The 25,973-nt window shown below is 70.3% G+C and carries 18 protein-coding genes; 9 read left to right on the plus strand and 9 right to left on the minus strand.

Going from position 1 to position 25,973, the window contains the following annotated elements:
- Positions 1-367: 367 nt before the first annotated feature.
- Both QA861_RS32200 and QA861_RS32205 read right to left on the minus strand, forming a co-directional pair.
- Positions 368-2,206 (minus strand): ABC transporter permease/substrate binding protein, encoded by a 1,839-nt coding sequence (locus tag QA861_RS32200; protein ID WP_334592164.1) that lies wholly within the window; start codon positions 2,204-2,206, stop codon positions 368-370.
- On the minus strand, positions 2,199-3,293 hold the full coding sequence (locus QA861_RS32205; RefSeq protein ID WP_334592165.1) for a quaternary amine ABC transporter ATP-binding protein: 1,095 nt from the start codon (positions 3,291-3,293) through the stop codon (positions 2,199-2,201). The genes QA861_RS32200 and QA861_RS32205 overlap by 8 nt, the downstream gene beginning before the upstream one ends.
- Before the next feature lie 243 nt (positions 3,294-3,536).
- Here QA861_RS32205 and QA861_RS32210 point away from each other — a divergent pair, with 243 nt between their 5' ends.
- The 5 genes from QA861_RS32210 to QA861_RS32230 all read left to right on the plus strand — a co-directional run bounded on the left by QA861_RS32210 (position 3,537) and on the right by QA861_RS32230 (position 9,992).
- Entirely contained in the window at positions 3,537-4,466 is a 930-nt protein-coding gene (locus QA861_RS32210) for a 5'-3' exonuclease (protein ID WP_334594920.1), read from the plus strand.
- A 207-nt stretch (positions 4,467-4,673) separates the two neighbouring features.
- Positions 4,674-5,522, plus strand: coding sequence for a siderophore-interacting protein (locus QA861_RS32215; protein WP_334592166.1), 849 nt, complete (start codon positions 4,674-4,676; stop codon positions 5,520-5,522).
- Positions 5,523-5,921: 399 nt separating this feature from the next.
- Positions 5,922-7,454, plus strand: a complete 1,533-nt coding sequence (locus QA861_RS32220; RefSeq protein WP_334592167.1) for an amino acid permease — start codon at positions 5,922-5,924, stop codon at positions 7,452-7,454.
- Between the two features lie 375 nt (positions 7,455-7,829).
- Positions 7,830-8,945 (plus strand): terpene synthase family protein, encoded by a 1,116-nt coding sequence (locus QA861_RS32225; RefSeq protein ID WP_334592168.1) that lies wholly within the window; start codon positions 7,830-7,832, stop codon positions 8,943-8,945.
- 105 nt (positions 8,946-9,050) lie between these two features.
- Positions 9,051-9,992 carry an RluA family pseudouridine synthase gene (locus QA861_RS32230; RefSeq protein ID WP_334592169.1) on the plus strand — a complete coding sequence of 314 codons (942 nt, stop codon included), beginning with the start codon at positions 9,051-9,053 and terminating at the stop codon, positions 9,990-9,992.
- A gap of 18 nt (positions 9,993-10,010) precedes the next feature.
- Here QA861_RS32230 and QA861_RS32235 read toward each other — a convergent pair whose 3' ends face one another.
- The 6 genes from QA861_RS32235 to QA861_RS32260 form a co-directional block, all read right to left on the minus strand.
- Positions 10,011-11,495, minus strand: coding sequence for a cytochrome P450 (locus tag QA861_RS32235; protein WP_334592170.1), 1,485 nt, complete (start codon positions 11,493-11,495; stop codon positions 10,011-10,013).
- Between the two features lie 73 nt (positions 11,496-11,568).
- Complete coding sequence (locus QA861_RS32240; protein ID WP_006380993.1) at positions 11,569-12,189, minus strand: GTP-binding protein; 621 nt, start codon at positions 12,187-12,189, stop codon at positions 11,569-11,571.
- Positions 12,170-12,643: a DUF742 domain-containing protein gene (locus QA861_RS32245; RefSeq protein ID WP_334592171.1), complete on the minus strand. Its 474-nt coding sequence runs from the start codon at positions 12,641-12,643 to the stop codon at positions 12,170-12,172. Before QA861_RS32245 ends, QA861_RS32240 begins: the two co-directional genes overlap by 20 nt.
- Entirely contained in the window at positions 12,640-13,047 is a 408-nt protein-coding gene (locus QA861_RS32250; RefSeq protein WP_319094099.1) for a roadblock/LC7 domain-containing protein, read from the minus strand. Before QA861_RS32250 ends, QA861_RS32245 begins: the two co-directional genes overlap by 4 nt.
- The gene (locus QA861_RS32255; protein ID WP_334592172.1) at positions 13,044-14,789 is read right to left on the minus strand and encodes a sensor histidine kinase; all 1,746 of its coding nucleotides are present in this window, start codon (positions 14,787-14,789) and stop codon (positions 13,044-13,046) included. Before QA861_RS32255 ends, QA861_RS32250 begins: the two co-directional genes overlap by 4 nt.
- A gap of 327 nt (positions 14,790-15,116) precedes the next feature.
- Complete coding sequence (locus QA861_RS32260; RefSeq protein ID WP_334592173.1) at positions 15,117-15,752, minus strand: TetR/AcrR family transcriptional regulator; 636 nt, start codon at positions 15,750-15,752, stop codon at positions 15,117-15,119.
- Positions 15,753-15,950: 198 nt separating this feature from the next.
- On the opposite strand from QA861_RS32260, the gene QA861_RS32265 reads away from it, so the two are divergent.
- The 4 genes from QA861_RS32265 to atzF all read left to right on the plus strand — a co-directional run bounded on the left by QA861_RS32265 (position 15,951) and on the right by atzF (position 22,762).
- Positions 15,951-16,775 carry an urea amidolyase associated protein UAAP1 gene (locus tag QA861_RS32265; RefSeq protein WP_334592174.1) on the plus strand — a complete coding sequence of 275 codons (825 nt, stop codon included), beginning with the start codon at positions 15,951-15,953 and terminating at the stop codon, positions 16,773-16,775.
- Entirely contained in the window at positions 16,772-17,392 is a 621-nt protein-coding gene (locus QA861_RS32270) for an urea amidolyase associated protein UAAP2 (protein WP_334592175.1), read from the plus strand. Before QA861_RS32265 ends, QA861_RS32270 begins: the two co-directional genes overlap by 4 nt.
- A complete protein-coding gene (locus tag QA861_RS32275) occupies positions 17,389-20,904 on the plus strand; it encodes a 5-oxoprolinase/urea amidolyase family protein (RefSeq protein ID WP_334592176.1) in 3,516 nt (1,171 codons plus the stop codon). The genes QA861_RS32270 and QA861_RS32275 overlap by 4 nt, the downstream gene beginning before the upstream one ends.
- Before the next feature lie 184 nt (positions 20,905-21,088).
- Entirely contained in the window at positions 21,089-22,762 is a 1,674-nt protein-coding gene (gene atzF, locus QA861_RS32280; RefSeq protein ID WP_334592177.1) for an allophanate hydrolase, read from the plus strand.
- Between the two features lie 338 nt (positions 22,763-23,100).
- Here the strand turns inward: atzF and QA861_RS32285 are convergent, their stop codons facing one another.
- On the minus strand, positions 23,101-25,962 hold the full coding sequence (locus QA861_RS32285; RefSeq protein ID WP_334592178.1) for a DEAD/DEAH box helicase: 2,862 nt from the start codon (positions 25,960-25,962) through the stop codon (positions 23,101-23,103).
- Positions 25,963-25,973 lie beyond the last annotated feature (11 nt).

A 25,973-nucleotide genomic window follows, 5' to 3' on the forward strand; every position in this document is an offset into this window, starting at 1 on the left:
CCGAACCACGCACGACGCGTTCCCTGATGACTTCCTTGCACCCTACGCATGTTCGTCAAACCGTTTCATGCGCCGGTCACATCGGTGTCACCCCTCGTCGGGTACGACCCTCACTGTTCGCGCCAGGAGACGGGCCGCCGGGCCCGTCCTCACGCCCCTCCCCGCGCGCGGGGAGCGATGCTGACCAGCGGCGGCGGCAGGCGGAGCGACCGCGCCATGGTGAGGGCGTGGCGCTCCGTGGTTGGCCGGATGCTTCTCGTACGTGGAACGTGTCCGTCCGGGAACGCCGAGAGGGGTGGGCCTCACCGGAAGACACCCGCACGCACGCGTGCCCCGGTTCGACCCACCCCTCCTGAGAGCGGCTCCCTCAGTTGGTTGATACCCCTTTCGCACCGCTCTTGCCCCCGGAACCCGCGACTGGCGCCCATTTCCCGGCGAGCTGGGGGTTCGCCTTCAGCCAGGCCCGGACGGCGTCCTGTTCCCCGCCCTTGCCCGCCTGCTGGATGCGGGCCTCCAGACCGGTGAGCTGCGCCTCGGTCATGGAGAAGTTCTTCAGCCAGGCGCCAACCTCGGGATTGTCGTCGGCGAAGCCCTTGCGGGCGAGCGTGTGTACGCCGTCGCCCTTGCCCCAGGCGCCCTTCGGATCCTTGAGCTTCTTCAGGTCGTAGTCGCTGTACGCCCAGTGCGGCGACCAGAGGGTGACGGCGATCGGTTCCTTCTTGGCGTACGCGCGCTTGAGTTCGGCGAGCATGGCCGGGGTGGAGCCGTCGACGACCTCGTACTCACCGTCGAGGCCGTACGCCTTGAGGACCTTGTCCTTCAGAAGGCCCATCATTCCGGCGCTCGGCTCGATGCCGACGATCCGGCCCTTGAACGTGGACGACTTCCCCTTGAGGTCGGCGAGCGAGTCGACGCCCTTCACGTACGAGGGGACGGTCAGCTCCAGGGAGGTGGGGCCGTACCACTTGCCCAGGTCCTCCAGCTGGTCGCCGTACTTCTTCCAGTACTCGGCGTGGGTGACGGGCAGCCACGAGTCCGTCTGGAAGTCGATCTGGCCGGTGGCCAGGCCCGTGTACAGCGGGCCGGCCGCGTACTGGGTGGTCGTGACGTCGAAGCCGCGTTCCTCCAGGAGCTCCTTCCACAGGAACGTCGTGGCGATGCCCTCGTCCCAGGGGATGTAACCAATGGTGACCTTCTTGCCCTGGCCCACGTCCGTCGCGGTGGTCCGGGTGCTCTGCGAGGAGGAGCCGAAGATCCCGAGACCGCCGGCGACGAGCGCCAGGACGACCACACCGGCGAGCGCGACGACCGGGCTGGGGCGGTGGTTCCACAGCTTCGGGGTGCCCGCGGTACGCGCTTTGGCGGCTGCGCGGCGGCCCAGCGGGGAGATCTGGGCGCCGAGCGCGCCGGTCATGCGGTCGAGGTAGATGGCGAGGACGACGATGCCGAGACCCGCCTCGAAGCCGAGGCCGATGTCGAGCTGGCCGATGGCCTCGTTGACGGCACCGCCGAGCCCGCCGGTGCCGACCATGCCGGCGATGACGACCATGGACAGGCCGAGCATGATGACCTGGTTGACGCCCGCCATGATCGTCGGGAGCGCGAGCGGCAGCTGCACGCGCAGTAGGGTGTCGCGGGGCGGGGTGCCGAACGCCTCGGCGGCCTCGACGAGTTCGGCGTCGACCTGACGGATGCCGAGCTCGGTCATGCGTACGCCGGGAGCCAGGGCGAAGATCAGGGTGGCGACGACGCCCGCCGGGACGCCCATGCCGAAGAACAGGATCGCCGGGATCAGCAGCACCATCGACGGCATCGTCTGGAGCAGGTCCAGGACGGGCCGTACGACGGCGCTCACCGTCCTGGAGCGGGCCGCCCAGATGCCCAGCGGGATCGAGATCACCAGGGCGATCAGGGTGGCGACGAGCACCAGGGAGAGCGTCGACATGGCGCGGTCCCACAGGGCCATGGAGTCGACGAGTGCGAATCCGGCGAAGGCGAGGACGCCCGCGACCAGGCCGCGCAGCCACCAGGCGGCCACCGCGAGGATGCCGGCCAGGAGGAGGGGCTCCGGGGCGGTGAGGACGGCGTAGATGCCGTCGTAGAGGCCTTCCACGACCGCCTTGATCGCGTCGAAGAGCCAGGACATGTGGTCGACGAGCCAGGTGACGCCGTCGTCGACCCAGTCGCCGAGCTGGAGCCTAGGCACGGGCGGTCACCTTGCCCTCCGCGTGGGCGGGGACACTTGGGCTGTCGCAGGGCTCGGGGTCGCCCTGCTGGTCGCCCAGGAACGCGAGGAGGCGCTGTCTCGGTACGACGCCGACCAGCTCGCGGTCCGCGGTGAGCACCGCGACGGGGTGGGTCAGCCGGGCGCTCAGCGCGCAGAGCTCCGTGAACGGCGTGTCGGGCGTCGCCGTCGGACAGTCGCAGTCGGCCTCGTCGCCGCGGGTCTCCGGGTCCATGACGGCGCCCGCGGTGAGGACGCGGGAGCGGTCGACGTCCTTGGTGAAGGAGGCGACGTAGTCGTCGGCCGGGCGGACGAGGATGTCCTCCGCGGTGCCGGTCTGGACGATGCGGCCGTCGCGCATCACGGCGATGCGGTCGCCCAGGCGCATGGCCTCGTTGAGGTCGTGGGTGATGAACACGATGGTCTTCTTGAGGGTCTTCTGGAGTTCCAGGAGCTGGTCCTGCATGTCCCGGCGGATCAGCGGGTCGAGCGCGCTGAACGACTCGTCCATGAGCAGCAGGTCGGCGTCGGTGGCGAGCGCCCGGGCCAGGCCCACGCGCTGCTGCATGCCGCCGGACAGCTCGTCGGGCCACGAGTCCTCCCAGCCGGCCAGACCGCACAGGGCGAGCGCCTCGCCGGCGCGACGCTCGCGCTCGGCGCGGGGCACGCCCTGCACGGACAGGCCGTACGCGGCGTTCTCGCGGACGCTGCGGTGCGGGAAGAGCGCGAAGTGCTGGAAGACCATGCTGATCTTGTTCGCCCGAAGCGCCCGCAGTTCACGGTCGCCGAGCGCGGTCAGGTCCTCCCCGTCGAAGCGGACATGTCCGGCCGTCGGTTCCAGCAGGCCGTTGAGCATGCGCAGCAGCGTCGACTTGCCTGAGCCGGACAGGCCCATGACGACGAAGATCTCGCCGGGTTCCACGCTGAAGGACGCGTCGACGACGGCCGCGGTGGTGCCGTCGTCGCGCAGTTCCTCGCGGTCGGCTCCTTGTTCGAGCCGGGTGACCGCGTCGCCGGGTCGTCTGCCGAACACCTTGTACAGATGCTCGGCCTCAAGCCTGGATGACAAGGGTGCTCCTCGGTCGTGCGCTTCGGTTGCGCTCTTCGTTCGCGCTCTTCGGTTGCGCCGATTGCGACGGTTGCGCGAACAGCGGGGTTCGCTCGGGAGCGCCCCTGCCCCCTTCCGACATGGACAAACGGGCGAGTGCGCCACCTCACAGGGTCTTCGCAAATGAAACGTGGGGGGCCTGGTGGGAGCCGCCGGTGCGCCGGAGAGCGGCGCGCGGGGTGACTGTCAGTGGCGTACGGCATGATGCGAGGCGTGACCGGACGACTGATGCTTCTCGACACCGCCTCGCTCTATTTCCGCGCCTACTTCGGCGTCCCGGAGTCCGTGAAGGCTCCGGACGGCACGCCGGTGAACGCCGTGCGCGGGCTGCTCGAATTCATCGACCGGCTGGTCAAGGACCATGAGCCGGACCACTTGGTGGCGTGCATGGACGCGGACTGGCGTCCACAGTGGCGGGTCGACCTGATCCCCTCGTACAAGGCCCACCGCGTCGCCGAGGAGCGCGAGGCGGGGCCGGACGAGGAGGAGGTGCCGGACACCCTGTCGCCACAGGTACCGGTCATCGAAGCGGTGCTGGACGCGGTCGGCATCGCGCGCGTGGGCGTCGCGGGCTACGAGGCGGACGATGTGATCGGCACCTTCACCGCGCGCGCGGTGGGCCCCGTCGACATCGTCACCGGCGACCGGGACCTGTACCAGCTGGTCGACGACGCGCGCGGGGTGCGCGTCCTGTACCCGCTCAAGGGCGTGGGCACCCTGCAACTGACCGACGAGGCCTGGCTGCGCGAGAGGTATGGGGTGGACGGGAAGGGGTACGCGGATCTGGCGCTGCTGCGCGGCGACCCGAGCGACGGCCTGCCGGGCGTGCCGGGCATCGGCGAGAAGACGGCCGCGAAGCTGCTGGCCGAGTTCGGCGACGTGGCCGGGATCATGGCCGCGGTCGACGACCCGAAGGCGAAGCTGACACCGTCGCAGCGCAAGCGGCTCGACGAGTCGCGGCCGTACGTGGCGGTCGCGCCCAAGGTCGTCCTGGTGGCCGGCGACGTGCCGCTGCCGGATGTCAACACGGCGGTGCCGCGTGCCCCTCGCGACCCCGCGACGCTCGACGCGCTCGCTGCCCGCTGGGGACTTGGGGGTTCGCTGGAGAGATTGCTCACGACACTCGGAAGGTGAGGCACCACCGATCCCGGGAGATGCACGATGTAGGAGACCCCACCACCTGGCACAACACTTCCGCCCGGGGAAATAGCGTCCCCCCTGCAGAGAATGCCGCTCTTGCTTTAAGGCATCGTTACGAAACAAAGCGCCTCGGGCAACAGGGTTACATCAGGGAGTGATGCTAACTTAGGTAACCCTAAGCAAGGGAACAGGGAGGCCGTCATGGCAGAGCGCCCGGAACGCAGGGCTCCGAAGGCCCACTCCGCGCAGGTCGTCCGCACCGAGCGACTGACGCCGCACATGCAGCGCGTGGTTCTGGGCGGCGACGGCCTCGCCGAGTTCACCGCCGGCACACGCACCGACCACTACGTGAAGCTGCAGTTCCCGGCCGAGGGCGTCACCTACCCGGAGCCCTTCGACATGCAGCGCGTCCGCGAAGAGTTCCCGCGCGACCAGTGGCCCGTGACCCGCACCTACACGGTGCGCGCCTGGGACCCCGAACTGCGCGAGCTGACCCTCGACTTCGTCCTGCACGGCGACGAGGGTCTCGCCGGCCCCTGGGCGATGCGCGTACAGCCGGGCGAGACGGTCCTCTTCGGCGGCCCCGGCGGGGCGTACGCCCCCGACCCCGACGCCGACTGGCATCTGCTCGTCGGCGACGAGAGCGCGCTGCCGGCGATCGCCTGCGCCCTGGAGGCGCTGCCCGACGGCGCGAAGGCCTACGCCTTCGTGGAGGTCGCCGGCCCCGAGGAGGAGCAGAAGATCGACTCCGACGTGGAGGTCCGCTGGCTGCACCGCGGCGAACGCCCCCTCGGCCAGGCCCTCGTCGAAGCCGTGAGCGGCCTGGAGTTCCCCGCGGGCCGGGTGCAGGCGTTCGTGCACGGCGAGGCGTCCTTCGTGAAGGACCTGCGCCGACTGCTGCGGGTGGAGCACGAGATCCCGCGCGAGGATCTCTCGATCTCCGGCTACTGGCGCCTCGGCCACAACGAGGACGGCTGGCAGGCGACCAAGCGGGACTGGAACGCACGGGTGGAGGCGGAGCAGGAGGCCGCCGCCCCGACGGCCTCCTGACTCTCGGCGCCCCGACTCAGCGCTTTTCCCCGGCCCGGAGCTGTTCGACCATCCCCGGCCCCGGATGGTCGAACAGCTCCGGGCCGGATGTCCGAAGAGCTCCGGGCCAGATGAGCGAACACCCGGCGCAAGCTGTCGGCCACCCCCGAACTCCCCTCCCCCACTCCCCAGTTGGCGGCGTGGAAATCCACCACGCCTCCCCGCCCCGCACCTCGAAGCCACCGGCGGGAAGGACCGCCGAGCCGGCGTCGGTCCGCCGAGCCGCCTCACGTCGTCCGGCTGCCGCCGGTACGTGAGGACTTGGGTCCCGCCCCGACACGGCCACGACATCCCTGCGAAACAGCGCCTCCCTAATTTCTGTCACCCGACAGGAATTACGCGCCGAAGGCAGGTCCCGCCGTGACCACGACCGCTTCCCCCGACGTACGCCCCGATCCGCCGGATCAGTCCGTCGACCGCTCCCTGGCCGAGTTCGGCTACCCCCAGGAACTGCACCGCAGCCTCGGCCGGTACGCCTCGTTCGCCGCCGGGTTCTCCTTCATCTCCGTCCTGACGACGGTCTTCCAGTTCTTCGCCTTCGGATACGCGTTCGGCGGCCCCGTCTTCTTCTGGGCCTGGCCCGCCGTACTGATCGGCCAGTTGCTGGTCGCCGCGTGCTTCGCGGAACTGGCCGCGCGGTATCCGATCTCGGGTGCGATCTACCAGTGGTCGTCGCGGCTCTCGAACCTCACCTTCGGCTGGTTCGCCGGCTGGATCATGGTGATCGGGCAGATCGTGGTGGTCGCGGCGGCGGCGCTCGCGCTCCAGGTCGTCATGCCGGCCATCTGGTCAGGCTTCCAGCTGGTCGGCGACGACCCGGCCCCGACCTCGGCGAGCGGCGCGGCCAACGCGGCGATTCTCGGCGTGCTCCTGCTGGCCCTCACCACCTTGGTGAACGTCCTGGACAACCGTGTGATGTCCCTGATCAACCGGGTCGGTGTGACCGCCGAGATCATCGGCGCCTTCCTGATCATCGTGCTCCTGTTCACCCACTCCGAGCGCACCCCCGGCATCACCTTCCACACGGGTACGGCACTGCAGTCCGGCCTGACCGGGGCGCTGCTGGTGGGTTCGTTCACGGCGGCGTACGTGATGATCGGGTTCGACAGCGCGGGCGAGATGAGCGAGGAGACACACCATCCCCGGCGCACCGCACCCCGTACGATCCTCACCGCGCTCGCCTCGGCCGGCCTGCTGGGCGGGCTGATCATCCTCGCCGGCCTGCTCGCCGCGCCGAGCCTCACCGACGGCCGGCTCGGCGTCGAGGGCCTGAGCTACGTCCTGACGAGCAGCCTCGGCGACGGGGTGGGCCGCGCCCTGCTGGTCGACGTGGTGGTGGCCATCGCGGTGGCGACGCTCGCGATCCAGACGGCGGCCTGCCGGATGCTGTTCTCGATGGCCCGCGACGGCCAACTGCCGTTCTCGGCCCGCCTCGCGAAGGTCAACCCGCGCACGGGCATGCCGAACGCCCCCGCCCTGGTCGTCGGCGTTCTGGCGGCGACCCTGCTCCTCCTCAACTTCGCCTCCCCGGAGGCCTTCCTGGCCATCGGCACCACCTGCATCGTGATGCTGTACCTGGCGTACGCGATGGTCACCGGCCCCCTCCTCGCCCAGCGCCTGAAGGGCACCTTCACCGCCGACGGCACCGACGAGACCGGCAAGCCCCTCTTCTCCCTGGGCCGCTGGGGCATCCCGGTGAACGCCCTCGCCCTCCTCTACGGCCTCTTCATGACCGTCAACCTGGCCTGGCCCCGCGCGGCGGTGTACGACCCGGCGGGCGGACACTGGTACTTCCAGTGGTTCACCGTGCTGTTCCTTGTGGTCACCGTGGGGGGCGGCGGTTTGTACCGGCTTGTGCGTGCGCGGCGGGTGCGGTCTGCCGAGAGGACTTGATCCGCCGCACGACGGTCGCCGCCGCACAGACAGTGATTCGCCGCGGCCGAGTACCCGAGGGTGCGGCAGCCGGCCACGGCGACCTGGCTCGGGCCGACGTCCAGTTTCAGTCAGATAATATCTACGGGCGCATTCCAGGTGGCCGATGATGGCCCGTGCGGTGGCATGACCTCACAGTCGATCCGATATCGGGCCCGCCACATCGTCGAAACTGCAGACCCGCTCAAGACCGGCCACCCTGCCTCAATCCGGCACGGAATCCGATGCGACAGGGGCGGCCGGTGCTGCTGTGAGGGGAAAGGGCTTGGGAACCGTTGTCAGTGTGGCCAGAACCAGCCATTCCCCAAAGCGCTCGCGCGCCGCATCATAAGACGCATGAATAGCGACACCTCCACGCGGATTTGGTCAGTGCCGAGTGTGTTGTGCCCCTTTCCGGTCACGTACAACGAGCCAGCGGCTCGCAGGGCGGACGAGGACATAGTCGCTTGGGCGCTGAGCCTTGATCTCTTCCCGGGGCAACGCGCCGAGCTGAACGGATACCGCTTCGGCACTTTCGCCGCGCTCACACACCCTGACGCGGTCGACCACGATCACCTGATGCTCGTGGCCCGCAACATGACCGCCCTGTTCGCCGCGGACGACCACTACTGCGACGAGGGCATAGAAGGCGTCCGCCTCGCCATGAGTGCCTCACGGCTCGCGGGGGCGTTGACCGCGCTGGAGAACGGCGCCCGGCTGCCCGACTGCCCCTCGATCGAGGGCTTTGTCGGCAGTGACCCAGTGGCGCATGCCCTCCGCGAGACAGCGGAACACATCACACGCTTGGGCACGCCGACGCAAGTAGGCCGTCTGCGCCACGAGACAACCGCTACGTTCTTGGCGATGGCGGCGGAAAACTCGTGGCGTATCGCCAGGCACGTTCCCGATCCCGCGGAATACTTGGCTCATCGCAAGTACAACGGGGCCATGGCATGCCTGGTACTGATCGATGTCGCCGGGGGCTACGAACTGCCCGCCCGCGACTGGGAAGAGCCTGGTGTCCGATCTCTGTCGCTCGCCGCCTCATTGATGATCATGCTGGTGAACGACTTGTATTCGGTCGCCAAGGAAAGTGCCGACATCGGCAGCCACAGCTTGCCCACAGTGCTCTCCGCACGCCACGGGTGGTCTCTCGAACGGAGCATGTGCGCGACGGGCGAACTGCACGACAACCTCATGCGTGCCTATCTGCGTCTGGAACCCGATGTCGCGCGCGACGCCTCGCCCGAACTCACCCGCTATCTCGCCGGACTGCGGCACTGGATGCGGGGGAATCTCGAATGGCACACCCTCACAGGACGACACAACAATCGCGCGGGACGCCCGACCCCCAAGACAGGACCTGACGGTCCCACCCACGACCGCGTCAAGGACGACAAGCACTACTCGTCCGCCGCAGGTGTCTGTCCCCACTGCGGAGACCGACACCACTCAGCCACAGCTGTTGCGTAGATGCCCGGAGGAGACCAGCCAGCAGCTCTCTGACCTGCGGCGCGACACCGGCCGGGCGCCAGAGAGTGAGCCCGGCAGACCGCGCTTCTCATATGCTTGACCGTGATGAGACGCCGCACCCCGCCCCCGCCCTCTCCCCTGCCGCAGCGCGACGGAGTGGATCCGGTGCGCGTTCGCCTGCCGGCCGGGGATACGTGGCCGACCGTACGAGATCATCTCGATGCTCGGCTCGCGGCAGGGGCCGGCGTCATCGACGAAATGCTCGACGCGGGCCTGATCGTGGACATCGCCGGGCGTCCGGTGCCGCGGGACATGGCGTATGTGCCGGGGATGTTCGTCTGGTTCCACCGGGAGCTGCCCGATGAGGAACAGGTGCCCTTCCCGGTCGACGTCCTGTACCGGGACGATCACGTGGTGGTGGCCGACAAGCCTCATTTTCTGGCCACCATCCCGCGCGGCAGCCATGTCGCCGAGACGGCCCTGGCCCGGCTGCGAAGGCAGCTGGGCATCCCGACTCTCGGCGCGGCACACCGACTGGACCGGCTGACGGCCGGGGTGGTGCTGTTCACCGTGCGACCCGAGGAACGCGGCGCGTATCAGTCGCTGTTCCGGGACAAGCGGGTGACGAAGGAGTACGAGTCCGTGGCGCCGTACGATCCCGCGCTGGCCCTGCCCCGCACCGTACACAGCCGGATCGTCAAGGAGCGCGGGGTCATGGCGGCCCGCGAGGTCGAGGGCGAGCCCAATGCCGTCAGCCGGATCGAGTTGCTGGAGCACGGGTACGGGCGTGCCCGGTACCGGCTGATGCCACGTACCGGGCAGACGCACCAACTAAGGGTGCACATGAGCGCGTTGGGGGTGCCGATCCTCGGCGATCCCCTCTATCCGGAAGTCACCGGCCCTGTGGCGGCAGGTGACTTCCGCCGTCCGCTCCAACTACTGGCGCGGGTCCTTGAGTTCACCGATCCGGTCACGGGCCGCGAGCACCGGTTCGTCAGCCCACGGGTGCTGCGGGCCTGGTCGTCGTACCACGAGTGGGCCGGATAGCCCCGGTGCCCGGTCGGCTCAGTCGCCGCGCCACCAACGCAGCAGACGCCGGAACACGCCCGGTCGGCGCGCCGGTTCGGGTGCCGACGTCGACTCGGGCTCGCCGGCCGGGACCCCAGGCCCCGACGCCGTGTGCTGCGGCTGCTCCGTGCCGACCTGCCAGTTGTCCGGGCGCTGTGACGGCACCGGCCTGACGCCGGGGTTCTCCATGACCTCCTGCGGGGACCTCGGCGCGAACTTCACCGGCAGTTCCACCAGGTGGCGATTCGCGACGGACGACCGCCAGCGCAACTCATCCTCATCACAGGCGAGTTGGATGTCGGGAACGCGGGTCAGCAGCGCGTCGACGCCGACGTCGGCGATGGCGCGGCCGATGTCCTGGCCCGGGCACTCGTGCGGGCCGCCGCTGAACGCGAGGTGGGAGCGGTTGCCCTGCATGTTGGCTTCGAGATCGGGGCGGACCCGCGGGTCGACGTTGCCCGGTGCGATGCCCAGGAGCAGTCCGTCACCCTTGCGGATGCGCTGGCCGCCCAGCTCGGTCTCCTGCTTGGCGATGTAGGCGAAGACCGTGCTGAACGGCGGCTCGTCCCACAGGGACTGTTCGACCGCTTCGGGCACCGTCATCTGGCCGCCGTTGAGCCGGGCACGGAACCCGGGGTTGGTGAGCACTTGCCGCAGTACATTGGCGAGCAGGTTGGCGGTGCTCTCGTACGCGACGATCAGGACGACGCGCAGGTGCTGGCCGATCTCCTCGTCGTCGAGGCCCGCCGGGTGGTTGATGAGGTGGCTGGTGAAGTCGTCCTCGGGCTCGGCCCGGCGGCGGGCGGTGAGCCGCATCAGGGCGTCCATGACGTACTGGTTGCTTGCGATCGCGGTCTCGGTGCCCTTGAGCATGTCGCGGGCGGCCTGCACGATCCGGTCGCCGTACTCCTCGGGCATGCCGAGGATCTCGCACATCACTGCCATCGGCAGATGCTCGGCGAACTGGCTGACCAGGTCGGCGCTGCCCTCCGTACAGAACTTGTTGACGAGGTGCTGGGTCGCGCGGTTGATGTAGCGGCGGATGCCTCGGTTGTCGATGGTCGACATGGCGCCGGTGACCGCGCCGCGCAGCCGCAGGTGCTCGTCGCCCTCGGTGTGGCTGCAGATGGGCTGCCGTGCGAAGTGCGGCATGAGCGGGTGGTCGGGCTTGACCGTCCCGTCCCGCATGGGCGTCCACAGACGGCTGTCCTTGCAGTACTGCGACGGGCTGCGCACCATGTGCATGTTCTCGCCATGCCCCAGCACCACCCAGATCGGCACGTCGTCATGGAGCAGCGCGGGGGCCACCGCGCCGTGTTCGGCGCGGAGTTTCTCGTACACGGCTCCCAGGTCCTCGGCCTCGGGGCCGTACAGCCGGCGCAGGCCGCCGGGGCCGGTGCCCATGCCGTGGGCGGGGCAGCCGGGGGGTGGGCTGAGGTCGGTGTCGGCCGTGCCGGTCAGGGAGTGGGGGTCAGGCGTCACTGTGATCGCTCCGAAATGAAGTGGATCCGGTGTCAGAAGAGTTGATGGTGTGCTGGGTTGCCGGTGGCCGCGCTCAGACGGACGCCTTCGTCATCTCCAGCGAGTGCAGAAAGCGCATCAGCGTCATGAGCGTGTCCCGGCTGGAGGCCCGCCTGCGTGCGTCGCACTCCACGATGGGGATCTCCGGGGCCAGGTCGAGGGCCGAGCGCAGGTCCTCGACCGGGTAACGGGGCGCGTCCGGGAAGGAGTTGACGGCGATGACGAAGGGCACGCCCCGTTCCTCCAGTCGCCCTATGACGTCGAAGCTCACTTCCAGGCGCCGGGTGTCGATCAGGACGACCGCGCCGAGGGCGCCTTCGAACAGGCCGTTCCACAGGAACCAGAAGCGTTCCTGGCCCGGGGTGCCGAACAGGTAAAGGACCAGTTGGTCGGTGATGCTGATGCGGCCGAAGTCCATGGCCACGGTGGTGGCCGTCTTGGAATCGGAGCCGTAGTTGTCGTCGACGCCGATGCCGGCCTGCGTCATGGTCTCTTCGGTGGTCAGCGGCCTGATCTCGCTCACCGAGCCGACCATGGTCGTCTTGCCGACGCCGAATCCGCCCACGATCACGATCTTCACCGCGGCCTGGGTGCTCGACGGCAGGCGGTCCTCGGTCCGTGGGCCCGGGATGGTGTCAGAGCTTTTGAAGTCCATGCATCACCGCTTCGAGGAGGGAACGGTCGGCGAGCGACTCGCGGATGAGCGGGTAGCGCGCCTGGACCAGTTCGGCCGTCAGCAGCTCGGTGAGCAGGACGGTCACCACGCTGAACGGCAGGTTGAGGTATGCCGAGAGCTCGGCCACGGACAGAGGGTCCTTGCAGAGGCGGAGCAGCGCCGACTGCTCCGGCGGAGCGGCGGGCGGGGGCTCGGCGCACGCCACGATTAACGTGACGAGGTCGAGGGAGGCTCGCTCGCCGCCCTGGGCCGCGCCGGTGAGCACATAGAGCCGTTCGGGGTTCTTGCGCTCCCCTTCCTTGGGCTCCCCTTCCTTGCCCGCCGCGCCCTCTTGGCCTGCTGCGCCCTCCGCGGCGACCGTGCTCTGCTGAAGCAGCTCGGGCGGAGGTTCCTGCTTGACGGGGTAGCGCCGTCGGCGCTGCGGAGGAGTCATACGGTCTGCCCGTTCCGCCGGGGCGGACTGGTGAGGTGGGCGCCGATGCGGACGACGAGGTCGCGCATGTGGTTGCTCATGTTGCCGGGTTCGGCGACCACGTTGGCGAGGACCGCGAGATAGGCGTTGGGGCCGGCGGCCATCAGGTAGAAGTAGCCGCCGGTGACCTCGATGATGACCATGCGCATCGTGCCGTCGCTGTCCGGGATCTCGTGCGCGACGGCGCCGGCGAGGCTCTGCAGCCCCGCACAGGCGGCGGCGACACGGTCGGCGGCGTCGGGGTCGCCGCCGTAGCGCGCGATGCGCAGGCCGTCGGCGGAGAGCACCACGATCTGCTGGATGCCGGGTACGCCGTCGGCGAGCTCCTTGAGCATCCAGTCGAAGTTGGCTCGCTGCGAGATCACTTGAGGTCCCCCTCGTCGTCGGCCTCAGCGTGGGCCGGCTGCTGGTTGGTCGCACTCGCGGCGGTCGGGTCTTCCCGGTGGCCGCCGAAGGCCGCTTGGTCGTCCGGGTGACGGCCGAGGGCCGTGGGGTCGGCGGCCGGGAACGCGGTGAAGTCGACCGCGTCGTCCGGGTGGCCGGAGAACATCTTCGGGTCGTCGGGGTTCCTGGTGAAGGCCGTGGGGTCCGGGTCGCCCTTGAGGCCCTCCATGAACGCCTCGACCCACAGGCCGGGCAGGGGTTCGTCGTCCTTTTTCTTCTTCTGCGACTTGGGCTCCCACAGTTTGCGGAGCTCGGGGTCGGCCTCCAACGCGGCCTCGGACGCCCTGGACCGGGCGTACCGCTCGCTCAGCGGGGTCTTGACCCGGCTGCGGCGCTGCGGCAGACCGTTCTCGGTCCACTCGGTGACCTCCGGGACGTCGTCCTCCATGGAGACCGACGCCGGGATCCGCGGGCCCGTCGTGGGGCGGCGCTTCTTGGGCGGGCGCTTGGGGCCTTCCAGCGCACCGAGTTCGATCTTGGGCGCGGCGGTGGCGCCGATGCCGTGGGCGAGTCCGGGCGCGGGGTCGCCGGTGAGCATGTCGGACGGCACGACCAGTACGGCGCGGACACCGCCGTACGCGGACTGCCTGAGCGAGATCTGCATCTTGTACGACTCGCAGAGGCGCCCTACGACCGCCAGGCCGAGGCGCGGGGACTCTCCGAGGTCGTTGAGGTCGAAACCGGCCTGGGCGCGGGCGATCATGACCTCGGCGCGCTTGCGGGACTCCTCGCTGAGGCTGACGCCGGCGTCCTCGATCTCGATGGCGATGCCGGTCTGCACCTCGGTCGCGGTGACATGCACCTTGGTGTGGGGCGGCGAGTAGCGCGTGGCGTTGTCGAGGAGTTCGGCCGCGGCGTGGATGAGCGGTTCGACGGAGTTGCCGTCGACGTTGACCTTCGCGATGGAACTCAGGTCGATACGCCGGTACTCCAGGATCCGGGACATCGCGCCGCGCAGCACGCTGTACAGCGCGACGGGCTGGGGCCACTGGCGCCCGGGCCGGCCGCCGCCGAGCACGGAGATGGAGTCGGCGAGGCGGCCGATCAGCGCGGTGCCGTGGTCGATGCGCAGGAGGTCGTCGAAGACCTCGGGGTTGCGGCCGTGGTCCTCCTCCATCTCCCGGAGTTCGTTGGCCTGCTGGTGGACGATCGCCTGAACGCGCCGGGCGATGCTGACGAACGCGCGCTGCGCGCCGTCCCGCATGGACTCCTCGCGGTCGATGATCTCCAGGACCCGCTCCAGCAGTTTGCGCTGCGGAACCGGGAGTTCGCGGTACGGGGAGTCCGGTCCACGCAGTTCGCGAATCACCCCTGAGGGTGAACCGGCGACGCGCAGCAGATGGAGCCCGTACGGCAGGACTTCTGTGCCGAACCGGAGGAACTCCTCGTCGTGGGCGGCGATGCGCCGCTCCAGATACGCGGTGTGACGGGCGTGCTCGGCCCGCAGACCACGGACGGTACGGCCACGGCGGACCACTTCGGCGGCGACCGCGACGACCAGGACCGTGGCGATGGCTCCGCACCAGCCGACGGCGGCGCGGACCGGCCCGGTCACCAGGGCGGCGGCGGCTCCGGTCGCGCCGGCCATTGCTATGGCAGGCAGCAACAGCACGCGCGCGTAGGGAAGTTCACGGCCACCGGGAGGCGATTGAACACTCACCATGTATGCCCTCTGAGACAAATCGGCTGGGTTGGGGGAGCTTGCTGTGGGGTACGTCTGGGAACTGTCTGGATCTTCGGTATTTTTGGGAACAAGCGCACGAATACATCCCAACTCGGTGCGCTGCGGGCGAGCTTAGTCCGACCGGATCAACGCCGTGTCATATTCGGCAAGCCCCTGAAATGCCCCTTGCGAGTGGAGTACCCTCGGCCCATTTGCACGCTGCGGATGCAATCAAACACATTGCGTAACGACGCACGGGCGTACGAAGGGCACTCACCGTGACGGGTGAACGCGGGCCTCCGGAAGGGCCCGGGCCCGCCCCTGCCCTCAGATACCGGCGATGCGCAGTGCCGCGTCCGCCGCGGCTTCCGCGAAGACGGCGACCGGGCGCTCGGGGCCGGAGCGGTGCACGAGGATGACGCCCTCGATCAGCCCGAAGAGCAGATCCGTCCGCAGTTCCAGCTCACCCTTGGCGAGCACTCCCCCGGTGGCCGTCGCGGCGAGCAACTGCCGGTAGGCGTCCTTGAGTTCGGCCCGTACGGCGTGGAAACCGGCGAAGCGTTCGGCACGCACCTCGGGGAGGAGGTAGAGACCCCCGAGGTTGTACGGGCCGCCGCAGAGCAGCTCGACGTCGGTGCGGCACAGCTTCCACAACCGGCCCTCGGCCGGGGCGGCGTCGTCGGCCAGCAGCCCGCGGGCGTACGTCAACGAGGGCGTGACGGTGGACTCCAGGAGCTCGGCGAGCAGCTCCTCCTTGCCGGAGACGTAGTGGTACATGGACGCCTGACGCATCCCCGCCCGCTCGGCAATGGTCCGGGTGGTGGTGGCCGCGTAGCCGCGGGTGGTGAACAACTCGGCGGCCGCGGTGAGGAGTTCCGCACGCGGGGCGAGCCCGCTGTCCGGCCGCTGCGCGGCCCGCGGCCTGCCGACCCGCCGTCCGCCCGGCCCGCCCGTCGTTCCCATGCGTTCGATCCTCGCACACAGCCCGGCCGGATGATCTCCGTGAGCGATCGGTAACCAGGCGGCAACACACGGGCAACGCCGGCGTCTCGGCGCCCGCCTAATTTCTGTCGGGCGACAGAAATTCAATGGGCAGGACAGCAGGACAGACAGCACGAGCACCAATAGAAGCAGTACGACTTCGGAGCCGGAGGACCCTCGATGGGGACATCGACCACGTACGGAGCCCGCGATCACGCCCGCGCCCAGGAGGGCGCCCAGGCGGAGGCCATGCCCGTCGTCCCGGCCGCCGACTGGCCCGCACCGCCCTGCGCGGCGGGCCATCTGGTGTGGGCCGAGACAGTGGCGGGCGGCAACTACACGCACCGGGTCCTGGCCCGCGGCACCGAGCTGCGCCTGACCGACCTGCGCGGGGACGCCTGCGCCCATCTACTGCTCTTCGTCGCGGACCGGCCCTGGGAGCGGCTGAACGTCGCCGACACGGTCAAGGTCCAGTGGAACGCGTACCTCGGAGAGGGGCAGTTGCTGCTCTCCGACCAGGGCCGTGTCCTCGCCTCGCTGGTCGCCGACACCTCCGGGCGCCACGACGCGCTGTGCGGCACCTCGACCCTCGTGCGCAACACGAACCGGTACGGCGACGGCACCCCGCAGTCGCCCTCCCCCGCCGGCCGTGAGCTGTTCAAGCTGGCCGCGGCCAAGAACGGCCTCCAGCCGCGCGATCTGCCGCCCTCACTCTCGTTCTTCCAGGGCGTGGAGGTACGCGAGGACGGCTCCCTCGACTTCACCGGCTCGGCCGGACCGGGCGGCAGTGTGACGCTGCGCGCCGAGCAGGACGTCACGGTGCTGATCGCGAACGTCCCGCACCCCGCCGACCCGCGCGACGACTACGTGAGCACCCCGCTGGAGGTGCTGGCCTGGCGCGCCGAGGCGACCCACCCCGGCGACCCCCTGTGGGAGGCCACTCCCGAGGGCCGCCGCGCGTTCCTCAACACCGCCGAATTCCTTGCCGCGAGGGGGCTCGTATGACCACGCCGACCGTCCGCAAAGCCATCGTTCCCGCCCGCGCCGCCTGGTCGTCCGTCGTCCGCGCCGGTGGGACGCTGACCATCACCGACCTGCACGGCAACCAGGCCGTCGACTTTCTCGTGTACGACGCCCACGACACATCCGTGCGCTACAGCGCGCCCGACACGATCCACGCCCAGGGCGGTGTCTTCCTCACCACCGGCAGTGTCCTCATGTCGAACGAGCACACGGCCCTGATGACCGTGGCCGCCGACGACGTGGGCCGCCACGACACGGTCGGCGGTGCCTGCTCCAAGGAGTCGAACACCCTGCGGTACGGCCATCACACCTGGTCGCAGCACGCGTGCGTGGACAACTTCCTCGCCGAGGGCGTCAAACACGGCCTGGGCAAAAGGGACTTGGTCTCCAACATCAACTGGTACATGAACGTGCCGGTGGAGAAGGACGGCACGCTGGGCATCGTCGACGGTCTCTCGGCGCCGGGGCTCTCGCTCACGCTCCGAGCCGAGCGCGATGTCCTGGTCCTCGTCTCCAACTGCCCCCAGATCAACAACCCCTGCAACGGCTTCGACCCGACCGAGGTGGAGATGACCATCACCGAGGCGGGCACGGCATGACCTTCGACACGCTGCTGGTCGCCAACCGGGGCGAGATCGCCGTGCGCATCATCCGTACGGCACGGGAGCTGGGCCTGCGCACGGTCGCGGTCTACTCCGACGCCGACCGCTCCGCCCCGCACGTCCGGCTCGCCGACGAAGCGGTGCGGCTCGGTCCGGCGCCCGCGAAGGAGTCGTATCTCGACGCCGACCTGGTGCTGGCGGCGGCCAAGGTGACGGGCGCGGGAGCGATCCATCCCGGGTACGGCTTCCTCTCCGAGGACGCCGACTTCGCGCGCCGCTGCGAGGACGCCGGGATCGTGTTCGTGGGGCCGACGCCCGGCCAGTTGGAACTGTTCGGCGCGAAGCACACGGCCCGGGCGGCGGCGGAGGCGGCCGGCGTGCCCCTCGCACCCGGCACCGGACTGCTGGCCTCCCTCGACGAGGCGTACGCGCGAGCCGCGGCCATCGGCTATCCCGTGATGCTCAAGGCGACCGGCGGGGGCGGTGGCATCGGCATGTCGGCCTGTGCCTCGGCCGCCGAACTCGCCGACGCCTGGGAGCGGGTGCAGCGCGTCGCCGCCGCCTCCTTCTCCTCGGCCGGCGTCTTCCTGGAACGGCTCGTCGAACACGCCCGCCATGTCGAGGTGCAGGTCTTCGGCGACGGCGAGGGCCGGGTCGTCACCTTCGGCGACCGCGACTGCTCGCTCCAGCGCCGCAACCAGAAGGTGGTGGAAGAGGCTCCGGCCCCCGGGATCCCCGCGCTCGTGCGCGCCCAACTGGCCTCCGCTGCACGCGACTTGTGTGCATCAGTCGGCTACCGCTCCGCCGGAACAGTGGAGTTCGTGTACGACGCGGCCCGCGAGGAGGCCTACTTCCTGGAGGTCAACACCCGCCTCCAGGTGGAACATCCGGTGACGGAGGAGATCTACGGCGTCGACCTCGTCGCCTGGATGCTGCGGCTGGCCCGGGGTGAACGGGACGTCGTACGCGACCCGGGCACCCCTCGCGGTCACGCCGTCGAGGCCCGTGTCTACGCCGAGGACCCCTCGCGCGAACACCGGCCCAGCGCGGGCCTGTTGACCCGGGTCGAGTTCCCGGGCGGGGTGCGGATCGACGGCTGGGTGGAGACGGGCACCGAGGTGACCACGTCGTACGACCCGATGCTCGCGAAGGTGATCGCGTTCGGCGCCGACCGGGAGCACGCGCTGCGCCGGCTCGACGAGGCGCTGGCCCGTACCCGGGTCGACGGCATCGAGACGAACCTCGGCCTGGTACGGGCGGCGCTCGCGAACCAGGACTTCCGCTCAGCGACACACTCGACGGCGACCCTCGCCGAGGTGAGCGATCCGACTCCGCGCATCGAGGTCGTCTCCGGCGGGACGCTCACCACGGTCCAGGACTGGCCGGGCCGCACCGGCTACTGGCAGGTGGGCGTGCCTCCGTGCGGCCCGATGGACGACCGCTCGTTCCGGCTCGGCAACCGCGCCCTGGGCAACGACGAGGGCGCCCCTGGCCTCGAATGCACCCTCCAGGGCCCGTCGTTGAGGTTCACCCATCCCACGACGGTGTGTGTGACTGGGGCTCCGGCGCCGGTCACCCTGGACGGCACGCCGGTCGCCCAGTGGGAGCCGGTCACGGTCCCGGCGGGTGCCGTACTGGCGATCGGCGCCCCGACGGAACAGGGCCTGCGGACCTACGTGCTCTTCGCCGGCGGCGGCCTGGACGTGCCGCCTTTCCTCGGCAGCGCGGCCACCTTCACCCTGGGCAAATTCGGCGGGCACGGGGGACGGGCGCTGCGCACGGGCGACGTACTGCACGGCGGTGCGGCGGCGGAGTCAGGAACTCCGGTACCCCAGTCCGACCGCCCCGAGTTCGCCTCCCCCTGGCACCTCGGCGCCGTCGAAGGCCCGCACGCGGCACCGGAGTTCTTCACCGAGGAGGACATCCACGACTTCTACGCGGCCGACTGGAAGGTCCACTTCAACTCGGCCCGCACGGGCGTACGGCTGGTCGGTCCCAAGCCCCGCTGGGCGCGTACCGACGGGGGTGAGGCGGGCCTGCACCCGTCCAACATCCATGACACGCCGTACTCCGTGGGCGCCGTCGACTACACCGGCGACATGCCGGTCCTGCTGGGCCCGGACGGCCCCTCGCTCGGCGGCTTTGTGTGCCCGGCGACCGTCCTCAGCACGGAACGCTGGAAACTGGGCCAGCTTCGCCCCGGCGACACGGTCCGCTTCGCACCGGTGGACACAACAGGCGTACAGCGAGCGGCGATTGTGGACGGGGGCGTCCTGGCCCGGGACGGCGACATCACGTACCGCCGCAGCGGCGACGACAATCTGCTCGTCGAATTCGGGCCCATGCAACTGGACCTGGCGCTCCGGATGCGTGTCCACGCCCTGATGGAGGCGGTGACGGAGCTGGACCTGGCCGGGGTGAGGGACCTGACACCGGGTATCCGCTCCCTCCAGATCCAGGCGGACCCGGCCGTACTCCCCCAGCCCGAACTCCTCGCCGCGATACGGCGGACAGCCACGTCCCTACCCCCCGCGGACCACCTCACGGTCCCCTCCCGCACGGTCCACCTCCCCCTCTCCTGGGACGACCCGGCGACCCGCGAGGCGATCGCCCGCTACATGGCGGGCGTCCGCGACGACGCCCCCTGGTGCCCGTGGAACATCGAGTTCATCCGCCGTGTGAACGGTCTGGACTCGGTCGACGACGTGTACCGCACGGTCTTCGACGCGGAGTACCTCGTACTGGGCCTGGGCGACGTCTACCTGGGCGCCCCGGTGGCAACCCCGCTCGACCCCCGCCACCGCCTGGTGACGACGAAGTACAACCCGGCCCGGACCTGGACGGCCGAGAACTCGGTGGGCATCGGCGGCGCCTACCTCTGCGTCTACGGCATGGAGGGCCCCGGCGGCTACCAGTTCGTCGGCCGTACGACCCAGGTGTGGTCGGGCTGGCAGCAGCGCGGCGCGTTCGAGCCGGGCTCACCGTGGCTGCTGCGGTTCTTCGACCGCATCAAGTGGTACGCCGTCGAGCCGGACGAACTCCTCGACCTGCGCGCCGACATCACCTCGGGCCGCTTCGTCCCCCGCATCGAGGAGGGCGTCTTCTCCCTCGCGGAATACGAGGAGTTCCTGACGGAGAACGCCGAGTCGATAGCGGAGTTCCGCTCCCGCCAGGGCGCGGCCTTCTCGACGGAACGGGACGCCTGGGAGGCGGCGGGCGAGTTCACACGCGCGGAGGCGGCCACGGCACCTCCCGCCCCTGTCGCCGAGGTGACGATCCCGGCAGGCGGCCACCTGATCGAGGCCGAGTTCGCCGCGTCGGTATGGCAGTTGAACGTGTCTCCGGGCGACGAGGTGACAGCGGGCCAGCCGCTCCTGGCCCTGGAGGCGATGAAGATGGAGTCCCGGATACACGCCCCGATCACAGGAGTGGTCCACGAGATCCTGACCAGACCGGGCGCCCAGGTGGAGGCGGGCACGGCATTGATCGTCCTGACCCCGGCCCCCTAGCAGGACTCCGCCCCCGCCGCACCAATCCAGCCCGTCCGGCGTTTGAGGACGAGGCCCCTTCAGGGCCGAAAGGGGGGTCTGGGGGCTCAGCCCCCAGGGATGGGACGGGTAGGGGCGGCGGGGGCGAAACCCCTTCGCCCACCGCCCCGCACCCGACAGCACCACCCCAGCCCAAGGAGCACCGATGTCGACCCTGTCCCGAGTCCGTATGGCCTACGCCCGCATCGACGCCGTGGACCGCCCCGAGGTCTGGATCGACCTGCGTCCCCAGGCCGACGTCGAGACCGAGGCCCGCGCCATCGACACCCGCCTCGCCGCAGGCGACCACCTCCCCCTCGCCGGCAGACTCTTCGCCGCCAAGGGCAACATCGACGTCCAGGGCCTCCCCACCACCGCCGGCTGCCCGGCCTACGCCTACCACCCCGAGGCCGACGCCCCGGTCGTCGCCCGCCTGCGGAACGCCGGCGCCCTCCTCCTCGGCACCACCAACCTCGACCAGTTCGCCACCGGCCTCGTCGGCACCCGCTCCCCATACGGCGCCGTCCGCAACGCCCACGACCCCGCCCGTATCAGCGGCGGCTCCAGCTCAGGCTCCGCGACAGCCGTGGCACTGGGCCTCGTCGACTTCGCCCTCGGCACCGACACCGCCGGCTCCGGCCGCGTCCCCGCCGCCTTCAACGGCATCGTCGGCCTCAAGCCCACCCGAGGCCTGGTCCCCACCATCGGCGTCGTCCCGGCCTGCGCCTCCCTCGACTGTGTGACCGTCTTCGCCCGTACGCTCCCCGAGGCCGAGCAGGCACTCGCGCACATGGCGTCCCCGTCCGCCCGGGAACTCCCGCCCCTCCCGCAACGCGCCCCCGGCCCCTGGCGCGTGGCCGTCCCGCCGCTCGCCCAGCTCGGCGAGCTCGACCCGGGCTGGGCGGAGGCGTACGAGGCCACGGTGACGCAGCTTCGCGCCGCAGGTGTGTCCGTCCGCACGCTCGACCTCACGCCGTTCACCGAGGCCGCCGCGATGCTGTACCAGGGCGCGTTCGTCGCGGAGCGCTACACGGCCGTAGGCGCCTTTGTCGACAAGTTGCTCGCCGAGGGAGGTGAGGCGAGCGCGACCCTGGACCCCACCGTCGCCGGCATCGTCACCCGTGCCCGCGACATCCCCGCCCACCAGCTCTACGCCGACCAGGAGCGGCTGGCCGCCCTGCGCGCCGGCGCGCTCGCCGAACTGGGCGACGCAGACGCCCTGTTGTTGCCGACGGCCCCCGGTCACCCCACCCTCGCCGAGGTCGCCGCCGACCCGCTGGGCGCAAACGCCCGCCTGGGCCGTTTCACCAACTCCACCAACCTCTTCGACCTGGCCTCGGTCGCCGTGCCCGCGGGCCAGGTCGACGGTCTTCCCTTCGGCGTGATGCTGATCGGCCCGGCGTTCACCGACGAACGGCTCGCCACGATCGCCCGTCTGGTGCAGCCCGAGGTCCGCCTCGCGGTGGTCGGCGCACATCTCGCGGGCCAGCCGCTGAACCGTCAACTCCTCGCCCTGGGTGCCCGGTTGGAGCGGACGACCACAACGGCCCCCGTCTACCGCCTGCACGCCCTCTCCACGACCCCACCGAAGCCGGGGCTCGTCCACGTCGGCGAGGGGGAAACCGACGGAGCCGCCATCGAGACCGAGGTGTGGCGACTTCCCGCCGAAGGTCTCGGCCACTTCCTGGCCGCCCTCCCCCGCCCCATGGCCCTGGGCCGCGTCCAACTCGCCGACGGCACTCACGTATCCGGCTTCCTGTGCGAACCGGCCGCCCTCGCGGGCGCCGAGGACATCACCACGTACGGCGGCTGGCGCGCGTACCTGGGCAGTCGCCTCTGACGGCCACGGCCCCGCGCCGGCCCGCGCGCGCCGCGCTGTGCTGTGCCTCGTCCGGAGGGGCGCAGACCGACCTCACGCGCTCCACGTGCGGGCCGCAGCCGGGCGGGACGCCGAGTGTGGGCCGCCGCCGGGCAACCACCGTGGGGCCACAGCCGATATCGGCCCGCACTCCACGACCGCATCCAGCGAGCCTCACCCCGACCCGCCGGACCACCACGGGCCACACCACCGCCGGGCGCTGCAAAACCACGGACCATCCGCGCATACCCCGCACGCAGGGCTCGACCCACCCAGCCGGCTCACCCCCCGGGGACCACCACACGGCCGACCGCCGGTGGCTATCCCACCGACGAGTACGCCACAACCCCCCGCAGCAGCCCCTCCACGGCCTTGCGCGCGTTCTTCGCGACCGTCGACCCCTCGCTGCCGGAGACCGGCGCCGCGGCCGAGATCTGGCCGAGGACGTCGATGACCTGCTTGCACCACCGGACGAAGTCGCCGGCCGGCATCTCCGCCTCACGCAGGACCTCGTCGAGGCCCCTGCCGGAGGCCCACTCGTAGGCCGCCCAGGCGAAGCCGAGGTCGGGCTCGCGCTGGCCGACGCCCTCGCTCTGGGTGATCCGGAACTCCTCCTCCAGCGCGTCGAGCCGGCCCCAGATGCGGACCATCTCGCCGAGCGCGGCCTTGGCCTTGCCGGACGGCACCTTCGGTGCCATGGCGTCGTCGGCGACCCGCGACTCGTAGACCAACGCCGAGACGCAAGCGGCGAGTTCGGCGGGTGAGAGCCCCTCCCACACGCCCGCGCGCAGGCATTCGCTGGCGAGCAGGTCCAGTTCGCCGTAGAGCCGGGCGAGCCGCTTCCCGTGCTCGGTCACCTCGTCGGAGCGCAGATAGTCCAGCTCGGTGAGCAGGGCGACGATACGGTCGAACGTCCGGGCGATGGTGTTGGTGCGGCCCTCGATACGCCGTTCCAGTTGCGAGGTGTCACGCAGCAGCCGGTGGTAGCGCTCGGCCCAACGGGCGTGGTCCTCGCGGTCGTTGCAGCCATGGCAGGCGTGGGCGCGGATGGCGGTGCGCAGCCGGGCGATCTCGCGGTCGTCGGCCGCCTGGGACCGCTGCTTGCGGGCCCGCTCGGGCGGGATGTGCCCGGCCTTGCTGCGCAGCGCGGACGCGAGGTCACGGCGGGACTGCGGGGAACGCGGGTTGAAGGTCTTGGGGACCCTCATCCGCTCCAACGGCTCGACGGGCACGGGGAAGTCCATGGACGCCAGCCGCTTCACCTGCCGTTCGGCCGTCAGCACCAGCGGGCGCGGGCCGTCGTGCTGCTCGAAGCCACGGTGGCCGTTGGACCGGCCGGCGGGCAGCCCCGGGTCCAGGACGAGCGCGAGGCCCGCGTACTTGCCGGTGGGGACGTGGATGATGTCACCGGGCTTGAGCTTCTCCAGCGCGACGGCGGCCTCGGCGCGCCGCTGGGCGGCACCCTGGCGGGCCAGGTCGGTCTCGCGGTCCTTGAGTTCGCGGCGCAGTGCCGCATACTCCTCGAAGTCGCCCAGGTGGCAGGTCATGGACTCCTTGTAGCCGTCCAGGCCCTCCTCGTTGCGCTGCACCTGCCGGGAGATCCCGACGACCGACTTGTCGGCCTGGAACTGTGCGAACGAGGTCTCCAGCAGCTCGCGCGAGCGGTGCCGCCCGAACTGTTCCACGAGGTTGACCGCCATGTTGTACGACGGCTTGAAGCTGGAGCGCAGCGGGTACGTGCGGGTGCCGGCCAGTCCCGCCAGGTGGTCGGGGCTCATACCGCGCTGCCACAGCACGACGGCGTGGCCCTCGACGTCGATGCCGCGACGGCCGGCGCGGCCGGTCAACTGGGTGTACTCGCCGGGGGTGATGTCGGCGTGCTGTTCGCCGTTCCACTTGACGAGCTTCTCCAGCACGACCGAGCGGGCGGGCATGTTGATGCCGAGCGCGAGGGTCTCGGTGGCGAACACGGCCTTCACGAGGCCGCGTACGAACAACTCCTCGACGACCTCCTTGAACGTGGGCAGCATGCCCGCGTGGTGGGCGGCGATGCCGCGCTCCAGACCTTCCAGCCACTCGTAGTACCCGAGGACGTGGAGGTCCTCGTCGGGGATGGAGGCGGTGCGCTCCTCGACGAGGGCGCGCACCCGCTCCCGCGCCTCGTCGTCGTTCAGCCGCAGGCCCGCGTACAGGCACTGCTGTACGGCGGCCTCGCAGGCCGCGCGGCTGAAGATGAACGTGATGGCGGGCAACAGGCCTTCGGAATCGAGCCGTTCGATGACTTCGGGGCGCCCGGGCGTCCACACGCGCGAGCGGGATCTGCGTTCGCGCTCACGGTCGGCCTCGCGCATGGCGCGCCCGCGTTTGCGGTCCTGGAAGGAGGGCCGCTGGGCCTCCATGCGCGCGAGCCGCGTGAGGTCGGGGTTGACGGCCTTCCTGCTGCCCTCGCCCTCCTCGAAGAGGTCGTACATCCGGCGTCCGGCGAGCACGTGCTGGAAGAGGGGCACGGGCCGGTGCTCGGAGACGATCACCTGGGTGTCGCCTCGCACGGTGTCGAGCCAGTCGCCGAACTCCTCGGCGTTGGACACGGTCGCCGACAGCGAGACGAGGGTGACCGACTCGGGGAGGTGGATGATCACTTCCTCCCACACGGCGCCCCGGAAGCGGTCGGAGAGGTAGTGCACCTCGTCCATGACCACGTAGCCGAGGCCCAGGAGGGTCTGCGAGCCCGCGTACAGCATGTTCCGCAGCACCTCGGTGGTCATCACGACCACCGGGGCATCGGAGTTGACGCTGTTGTCGCCGGTGAGCAGGCCGACCTTGTCCGCGCCGTAACGGCGGCACAGGTCGGAGTACTTCTGGTTCGACAGGGCCTTGATGGGGGTCGTGTAGAAGCACTTCTTGCCCTGCAGAAGGGCGAGATGGACGGCGAACTCGCCGACGATCGTCTTGCCCGAACCGGTGGGGGCGGCCACCAGCACGCCCTTCCCCGCTTCGAGCGCCTGGCAGGCCTCGATCTGGAAGGGGTCGAGACCGAATTCGTACATCTCGCGGAAGGCCGCGAGCGCGGTGGCCTGCTCGACAGCGCGCTTGCGTGCTGCCGCATACCGCTCGGCCGGTGAGAGATCCTCTGTCATCGTGCTTTCGAGACTACCGGCCCCCACTGACAACAGGACGATCATTATCCGGATCG

Origin of the sequence: Streptomyces sp. B21-083 (genome assembly GCF_036898825.1) — a bacterium.
Taxonomy (GTDB): domain Bacteria; phylum Actinomycetota; class Actinomycetes; order Streptomycetales; family Streptomycetaceae; genus Streptomyces.